General features: G+C 56.3%; 5 protein-coding genes. All 5 read right to left on the bottom strand.

Translation table 11 applies throughout. From position 1 onward, the window contains the following. Nucleotides 1-1748: type VI secretion system baseplate subunit TssF (gene tssF / locus DW58_RS12285; protein WP_152977163.1), on the bottom strand; the 1748-nt coding region annotated here is incomplete at its 3' end. A 33-nt stretch (nucleotides 1749-1781) separates the two neighbouring features. Beyond that, the gene (tssA, locus tag DW58_RS12280) at nucleotides 1782-3389 is read right to left on the bottom strand and encodes a type VI secretion system protein TssA (protein WP_024548929.1); all 1608 of its coding nucleotides are present in this window, start codon (nucleotides 3387-3389) and stop codon (nucleotides 1782-1784) included. Beyond that, a complete protein-coding gene (locus DW58_RS20960; protein WP_152525633.1) occupies nucleotides 3386-3604 on the bottom strand; it encodes a hypothetical protein in 219 nt (72 codons plus the stop codon). Before DW58_RS20960 ends, tssA begins: the two co-directional genes overlap by 4 nt. Before the next feature lie 153 nt (nucleotides 3605-3757). Continuing rightward, nucleotides 3758-7129, bottom strand: a complete 3372-nt coding sequence (locus DW58_RS12275; RefSeq protein ID WP_024548930.1) for an ImcF-related family protein — start codon at nucleotides 7127-7129, stop codon at nucleotides 3758-3760. Continuing rightward, nucleotides 7122-8330 carry a hypothetical protein gene (locus tag DW58_RS12270; RefSeq protein ID WP_024548931.1) on the bottom strand — a complete coding sequence of 403 codons (1209 nt, stop codon included), beginning with the start codon at nucleotides 8328-8330 and terminating at the stop codon, nucleotides 7122-7124. The genes DW58_RS12275 and DW58_RS12270 overlap by 8 nt, the downstream gene beginning before the upstream one ends. Nucleotides 8331-8332: the final 2 nt, after the last annotated feature.

Raw genomic sequence — 8332 nt, 5'->3', positions numbered from 1 at the left:
TGATTCTCGCGCCATCTCAGTCGTTTCCCTGTCGGTTGCAGCACCAGCGTGAGCTGGTTAAAGAGGTGAATATCGGCATAGAGCGCGAAGAACCGGTGCAGCATCTCCCCGAAGAGATTCACATCCCCCTCGCCTGCAAAATTGTCCATGTTCAGCATGATCTCAATATCCACGCCGCGGAGCATAAAGCCCTTCTCAAAACGTTGGATCAGGGTGTGCTTCACCGCGACGATAGCTTCGAGCCGACGTCGGTTCATCTCATCGTCGGTCCAGTCGTACAGCGCCAGCGTTCCTCGCAGGACCTCCGGATTGTCCATCATGCTGAGGAAGTTTGAGCCGAGGTGACTCATCACCCGCCAGTGGAAACGGTCGTTTGCCGGAGGATACAACGGCATCGTCGGGGCTGTGACGTTGAGGACCCTGACGGGCACTTTGCCGGTTTTGACCACCCTGTCCAGGAGGGTACTTTCCAGTGCCTTACGCGGAAGCTGGCCGTTGGTACCGGTTATTCGCATCGAGAGGGATTCCGGTTTATCGGACAGCTGCTCCAGCTCGAACGATCGCCCCCCGAGAATTAACCAGGTGTCATACAGGCCAGAGGGGCCGCGTTTCACGCGGGTGTGGTAATAACGTTCAGGGGCATCATGGCGCATCATACCGCCCCGGTGCCGGAAACTGGTAAATGGTACCCAGGGGTGTTTGCCATTCTTCACTGCGCCATGGATGTTATCGACGCTGTAAATCTCAGTATGACCATCCTGAAGGCGCAACGGTCTGAGCAGGTATTCATTATCCAGCGGGTTAAGCGTCAGCGGGTCGGCTTCCAGGGTAAAGAGGTTGATAACCGGCGCACAGTGCAGCCGGAAGTTTTCCGTCTCAAAAGGCAGGTCGGATGACCAGGCTTCACTGAGCACGATATCGATTTCAAACCAGGTGCTGGCCTCAGTGAGTCCGATGGTGTCGAGACCGCGCAGCTCGACAAACATAAATTTCGGACGGAAGCTGAAATATTCCAGCAGCAGCTGGTAACCACTGAAGGCAGTATCGGCTTTCTTCCACAGGCCGTCATTGTCGTCAAAGCCCATGGGTTTGCACCAGCCATCAAACTGATGACGTTCAGTATGCGTGCCGGCATGACGCGAATACATGGCATGTACACGCCGGGTCATTGCCAGATGCAGCGCAGAACTAACCGGACTCTCTGCGTTAAGGAATATGGCGACTTTGTCTATCCCTGCTTTACTCCAGTCCACTTTTTCAGGACATTCGAAGCGCAGACGGATAGCAGAGCGGCCATCGGTTTCCGTATGGAGGCGGGCGTCCGCAAGATGTAGTGGTTGCAGAGGAACATCGCGAGTCGTGCGGTACTGGCAGGCGGTTTTATGCGGCCCGACAGGACGTGAAAGCACGGAGAAACCTTCAGCCAGGAGTTCAGCCTGACGTAGGCTACGCCAGTCAGGTGAGAATTCGACAATGGCCAGCGACGGGATGGTCCGCATATAGTGCGGCCACAGCAGACTCACCAGCCCTTCAGTCAGTTCGGGCAGGTCATCATCCAGCTTTTCACGCAGACGGCCCATCAGAAAGGCAAAACCTTCAAACAGGCGTTCCACATAGGGATCGCGAGCACCGGTTTTATCCAGATTAAGCATTGCTGCCCGGTCCGGATGGGCACGGGCAAACTCTTTACCCGCCTCACGCAGGTAGCGCATCTCTGCTTCGTAATAGCGAAGGGTCAAATCATCCATGCACGGCATTCCTGAAAATTATTAAAGCGAACATTAGCCACAGAGCACCATGGCACGGGCCGGATCGATGGCGATCAGACCCGCCAATAACGTATCCATCTCAGGCATCAGACGGGCTTTGTCGGATTCGCTGCGACCGGCTTTCAGGCGCAGCAGTTTCAGACGGCGAGCCTGGACTTCAAACAACAGAGCGGGTTCCCAGTCTTCCAGCGTCAACTGTGGTGCGGTGGTGGTCAGTTCGCCAAGCAGATGAAGCGCCATATCGTTTCGTCCATACTGTTCTGCCACCCGGGCCATCAGCAGGCGTATCAGCCAGCGATGGCGTGGTGTGTCCATCCCCGGTCGGGACTGGAGCCAGCCAAGCGCCGCCTCGGGTCCTTCCGCGTCACCTTTTTCCATAGCTTCGGATTCAAGAAGCAGCACATCGTCAGACTGGCTATTAACAACGGTGGCCGGTTCATCATCGTACAGCAGGCCTTCCTCATTCACTTTTTCAGCGATCCAGGCGGTGGTGACTTCATCAGCGAAGGGAGTTCCGTCATTCCATGCCAGCCCTTCAAGGCCCGGAAGGCGCTGAAGGAGCAGCCGCAGATCGAGAAGAACGGAGTCTGTCCAGGCATCCCACGGGTGACCGGCATGACTGAGCCCCTGCCAGAGATACCACTGGAGATCGAGCCAGAAATGATTCACTCCCTCACAAAACATCTGGCTGGCCTGCTCAACCAGTTCAGTCCAGTTTTTCTGAAGGTAGAGCCGCTTGAGTTGAGCCCGGTATTCAGCCTTCGGCGGTACCAGGCGGGTACGTCCGCTACTGTCGAGTGGGGGGATTTGATCGACCGTATCCCACCGCACGGTCTTAATCAGCCGGTGAGAAGCCAGCCAGCCCTGCGGCTGTTCACTCAGCCAGCGGGAAAGTAGCTTTGCCTGGTCGAGCAAATCGCGGCCAGATTTCACCGCTGACAGCTGCGGTGAGTCTGAGTGGGCCGGTTCACGTCCATGCTCCTGGGTACTGCTGTTCTGGGGGACCAGTGCCTCCATACCGCCTGAGCGAGCCAGGCGGTTTTCCAGTGCAGTACACAGGCCAGCAAAAGAAGGCTTTTCAGCTTCCGGCCAGTTGGCAACGGCAGACTCAAGCAGGTTTATGGCGCCGACCGTCAGACTGGCATCATTACTGTCGACTTCCGGCCATAAAGAGAGTGTGTCGATAATTTTTGTACTGTTCAGCCATTCCAGGGCCGCTTTACGGGCAACCGGGCGCTGTGGATGACAGGCCTGCCCGAAGCGGGTCAACATCGCGACAAGAAGCAGTAAGCCCTCAGACAAGCCTTTTTCGCCGTCGCGGCTGAGGCGGGCCTGAACGTACCAGGTGACAACACGAATATCTTTGGCGCTTTCGCAAAGACACTTCTGGGCCAGTTCGCACAACCGTGCTGAATCGGTACCCGAAAGCTTATTAATCTCTTCACGCATCAGCTGAAAATTATCATCGTATGCGGGATCGTCGCCGGTTTCAGGGCCGGAGGTGAAAGGATGCAGCCAGTTATCCCAGAGTGACAGGGCGTCATTTGCCCGGGAGATGAGACGCTGCCTTTCTTGTTCGCTGGTGGCACAGGCGGTTAACAGATCTTCCGGTGAACTCATTCTTTTTCCCGTTTGTTAGTCTCTTTCATAAATCTCACGACCGCTTCCAGAGAATCGTCGTCCTTGCCATTGACGATTTGCGGTGGCTTCCATTTCAGCAACATACTTTTCTCTTCACCCTGAGTGGGTTTGCCCTTCCAGTAGCTTTGCCAGTGGGCTTTTCTGACATGGGGGCGCAGGCGCCGATGGGGTGTGGTTCCTGCGATGCCAGTCACTGATCCAGGCCCGACACTGCCGAAAAGTCATAAACTGCCAGGGGGCCGGTGATTCAGTCTCCCGCCACTTATCCACTTTGCTGAAAATACCTGGCGACCTGGCTTCCACCAGCCTTTCGAAAGCCAATGCCGGGTGAATTTTCCCGCCCATGGTTACTGAAGATCTTCTACGCCAGAGGAAACATTAAAGATCGTTCCCGGCAGTGTGAAGTTCTGAAGTTTCAGTAAGGCAAGCGGACCGTCGCCCAGCTCGCTGCGCATGACGAACTTCAGAGGATTGCCATCGGCGGTGATCCACACCAGCTGTGTACGGCTGGCATCGAGTGGAGTGATCAGGGCCTTGTCCAGCAGGCGGATGAAACCCCAGTTGCCCTGGTTGTTAGCATAGAGCTGCATACCGCTGTTCACACTCCGCCAGCTGAGCGACACGCCTGGATAGTACGTATTCCCCGGCCAGGTGAAGCTCTGCCAGCTTTCCATCTGATTGAAGTAGTCCAGATGTTGTTCATCAAGGTTAAGCTGCACTCTGGCAACATCCCGCGAAGGACGCGCCATCAGTTCGAAGTGAACACCCGCATCGCTCTGTGAGAACACGATATCTGACAGTTCTGCCAGCTGGTTAAGCGCGCGAAGGAAGTCCGGGCTGACTACCATTCCCTGGCTTGCGGAAGGATCAACGACCCAGCGATTTCCCTCCTGGTGAAGGATCCCGCCAAGGTTAGTTTTCAGGAAGGTCGTGATTCGACCCGAGTCGCTACGCAGGAACTGAGCCAGTAATGGCAGGGAGGCATCGCTGCCTGTGGCTTTAAACGGATACCGTCCCGCAAAGGCCTTATTCCACTGATCGACAATGGTTGTCTGCCAGCGGGCATTGAGGCTACCCGCAGCAGGGGCAAGTACCTGCCGCCAGGCCAGATCCAGCGGTTGTACAAACAACGACTGGCCAAATCCATTCCACTCCTGCCCAAGGCTTGCTGCAACCAGACTGCCGTAATCGCGGGTGTCCGTCAGGTCGACGGCTTTCCCCTGAAACACGGTCTGGGCCAGCATCTGCGACATAGCCTGCGGATCCGGGGCACTGGTGACCTGCTGAAGCTTCAGTCGCACCTGGGTAACACGGGCCAGCCAGGACTGGAAACTGAGATTGCCGTTGCTACCGGTGCCCTCTTTACCTTCCATCAGACCCATCAGCGGCCCAAATACCCCATCGAGCGGGCCTTTAGGGCCCTGTGCCTGTTCAATAAACTGTCTGGCATTTTTTTTCTGACCGATCAGCTTTTTCGCTGAGTCCACTATCGAATCAGCCAGTGCCTCGCCCTTCTGCCCTGTTTTACCCTGCCAGGCCAGCGTGTTCATCAGTGCCACCAGCGGTGACTGGCGGACATCGCCGATCAGATTGAGCTGGGCAATCGCTTCTGAAAGTGACGTGGCTTCCTGCCACTGAATGCTGTTGACCATGTTCAGCCAGGCATTACCGAAATCGGTAAAATAGCGTTCTGTCAGACGGGCCTTCAGCGCTTCCGGGGAGATATCACTCCCCGTCTGTTGGGCTTTATCCGTCAGTACCCAGTCGATTTCATCACGGCGGGTTTTGACGACCTCGTTAATCGCATCCTGTACCTGCTCTTCCCAGGCCTGGCGCGTAAACATTCCCGGGACGACTTCGTCAGTGTTGAATACCGTTGAGGCATCGGTGTCGCCGGTCATGTCGGCAAGCGTTAAATCAGGCCAGTTGCTGGCAACGCGCTTAAGCATGTCCTGGTAGAGCCCGGCCTCAGCGTTACGCTGGCCTATCTGCTTGAGCAGGATCTGACGGACCGTGCCGATTAATTCAGCGTCGGGCTTAATTTTCCATTCCGGATGAGCCGGGAGGTTCTGCGCATAAAAGCCCAGCAGTTTGGGTGCCAGGTCCTGCCATGTGCCATCCAGCACATTCTGGCGTTTCGGCCAGGCTGCCAGCACGTTTTTTGCCAGCCAGCCTGCGTCCGCTTTGTCCGGACGGGCCAGCATCAGATAACTTTTGAGCACATCGTAGGTATGCTGTGTGCCTTGTGTACGGGCATCACTGGCAGGAGGCAGTTGTACAAAGGCATTCAGTTGCTGTCTGAGACTTTCTGCTGTGCCATCCCTCATCAATCGTGCGTTATTTTTCGCATACAGCGGCCAGAGTGCGGCCAGCGTGTCGCCGTCCTGATTAAGACCAAATCGGGTGTACCATGGAGCGCCGGTCGCCTCGCGATGTTGCAAACGGGCAATGGATTGCTGGAGTATGAGCTGGTTGTGCAGGCGTTCGGCGAGTGGTTTTGCAGTATCCGCTGCCTGCCTTGCCGTCTCCTGTGCCTGATAAATCTGAGCCCGGTTAACGACGAGCGACAGCAGCGTACCTGCCCCCCATAAGACAATCAGGGAAAGCAGGATTAAGCGCAGCACCTTCAGCCCGTTGAAGCCCAGTTTTCTTCCGCTGACGGAATCACAGTCATCAATGACCGCCTTCCATGTCGGGGTGTCGAGACGTGTGTTCGGCACCGTTCCGGCAACAGCCAGTTCTGGACTGAACATGACCCCGCGTAAACGCCAGGCCGCCGAACCCTGCATCAGCCCACTGAGTAATACGTTCAGACTGGCTTTCAGTTCGTGTTGCAGACAGGACGAGAGCTGAAGCAGGCCGTCATGTACCGGATTATTCAGTACCTGTGCCATACCGGCTTTTTGCAGGCGTTGCGCCAGTGTAGATAACGCTCCACGCGCCCCTTTTACGGTGCCTTCCGGGCCAAAAATAACCCCTGCTGGCGTCGTTTCCGCGTCCGGCTGAGCGCCTGTCGCTTTGTCTGTCAACCACAGCCAGACAGGGGCCTGCCAGCCAAGCAGATGGTCTGCTTTCTGGCGGCAACGCAAGAAGGCATCCCGTTCGCTATCCGTCGGGAGGGTTGAAGTATTCATCACCTGAATGATGCCATCAAGCGGGTGATCGGGCCGCAAGCGTTTCAGTTTTGACAGGAAGATCTCATCCGGGAGTGATTGTGCGTCACCGCCATAAATCAGTACGTTGCCGTCGCCTTCCTGCCAGAGGTCATGACACAGGCCCGGAGCAGCTTTGTGAACGTCGTCCTGGTTGCCCATAACCAAAAGGAGACGCACTTTACGCTTCCAGCGGCGTCCATAGCGAAAGCGCAGGTGCTCAGACACGGCCTCTTCACTGAAAACCGGTTCTTCGTCGTCTTCTTCACTGGCGATGGTGTTCGTCACCGGAACGGCACTCTCAGACTTTTTCTGCCCCCAGTGGAAGTACAACCCGGATTTACCCGCGTGGTCGAAAGCCTTCTCTATCAGCCAGCCGAGTAAAAATATCGCGGCAACCAGTATGGCGCAGAATGTGAGTATGCGCTGGCCGTCATACGGACCGAAGCCGGTGGCTGAGGCCACGCTTTCCGGAAAGGCATAAAACAGAAATGCCACGATGACTGTCAGGAAAAAAGCGACAGTCACAACCGAGCCGATGAGAGTTTTTACTTTTACCTTAGACATTCTTAGGCGATTCCTTGCGAACTTCTTCTTTGGTGATGACGGCGACCCAGATGTCGTCCTTGTCAGCGGCGGGTTGTGCGGCGATAACCTGTGGGCCTCGGTGTCCAGCGTCAGCATTGGCAAGCGTGATAGCCAGCCATGGAGCCGCATGGCCTGTGTATCCCAGCACTGGATCGATACTGAAGTTGTCCTCTGAAAGGCTAAATGCCACCCCGCTCTGCTCGCAGGCATTATTCCAGCCGCTTCCAGAGGTCAATGTAGGACCGGAGATCCAGCTTCCTTTGAGTTCATCGGGGCTGGTCTTCGCCCAGAGCAACGCCCGGGTGAGTGTCTTTGTGAGCGTTGTTTCTGCTCCCCTTTCGGGGCGACTAAGGCGGAGTGCATCCGGCCAGGCGTGGGCTTTACGGTTGCTCAATACCACCATCGAGACGGCATCTGCGTCATCTTCCCGGGGAGACGCCGGTAACGACAGCGTGATGGCAACCAGAATGCCCGGGTTGTCCCATCGCTTGTCCAGCCAGGCATCAAACGCCCCCAGCCCTTTTCCGGACATCAGGCGAAAAATCCTGCCGGTCTTTAGTGATAGATCGGCCTTAAGCTGCTCTTCAATCAAGGGGTACAGGTCGTTATCACAATCCAGCACCAGCCAGCACGGCAGCTCCGGCGGAAGCGGCTGAACGATCCCTTCAACACGCGTGGTTAGTTTTGTCACCGCAGCCGTCAGGGCCTTTGTTAAATCAGACTGGTATTCTGTTAATGCCGCGTATCTGACCGGTTTGTCACATCCTCTCGGGTGGGAGAAGTCGATAGCGGGGGCTGCGACTTTCATTGCCTCAAGCAGGTCATCGGTTTTGTTTCCGGCCGGGGCCTGAATGTAAGTACCGAGGATCCAGGCGCAGCGCTGACCGCGTAGAATTTCACTGTCAATAAGCGCTTCTCGCTCGACATTACGGGACTCGGCCCCCACCTGTTCGGCTTTGTAGGCAAACCGGCGTAAGCCGAAAATAAGCCCCCAGGTGCAAAACGGGAGACCCAGAGCGGTGAACCAGAAGACAAAGCCGGTTCGCTCTGACGTCCAGCCCCATAGCGTGAGCGCTATGCCCCCCAGCATGACAAACGCGAGGAAGAGCAGCCAACGGCCGGTGCCGGGACGCGCTACCTTAGGAGCCTTTTCAGGGATGGCATCCAGCCAGACGGGCATAA

Origin of the sequence: Siccibacter turicensis LMG 23730 (genome assembly GCF_000463155.2) — a bacterium.
GTDB lineage: Bacteria > Pseudomonadota > Gammaproteobacteria > Enterobacterales > Enterobacteriaceae > Siccibacter > Siccibacter turicensis.
This window is presented reverse-complemented; position numbering and strand designations above follow the sequence as displayed.

Coding starts and splice junctions, on each gene's coding strand:
- DW58_RS12270 (WP_024548931.1), bottom strand. CDS start 8,330: ATGCCCGTCTGGCTGGATGCCATCCCTGAAAAGGCTCCTAAGGTAGCG.
- tssA (WP_024548929.1), bottom strand. CDS start 3,389: ATGAGTTCACCGGAAGATCTGTTAACCGCCTGTGCCACCAGCGAACAA.
- DW58_RS12275 (WP_024548930.1), bottom strand. CDS start 7,129: ATGTCTAAGGTAAAAGTAAAAACTCTCATCGGCTCGGTTGTGACTGTC.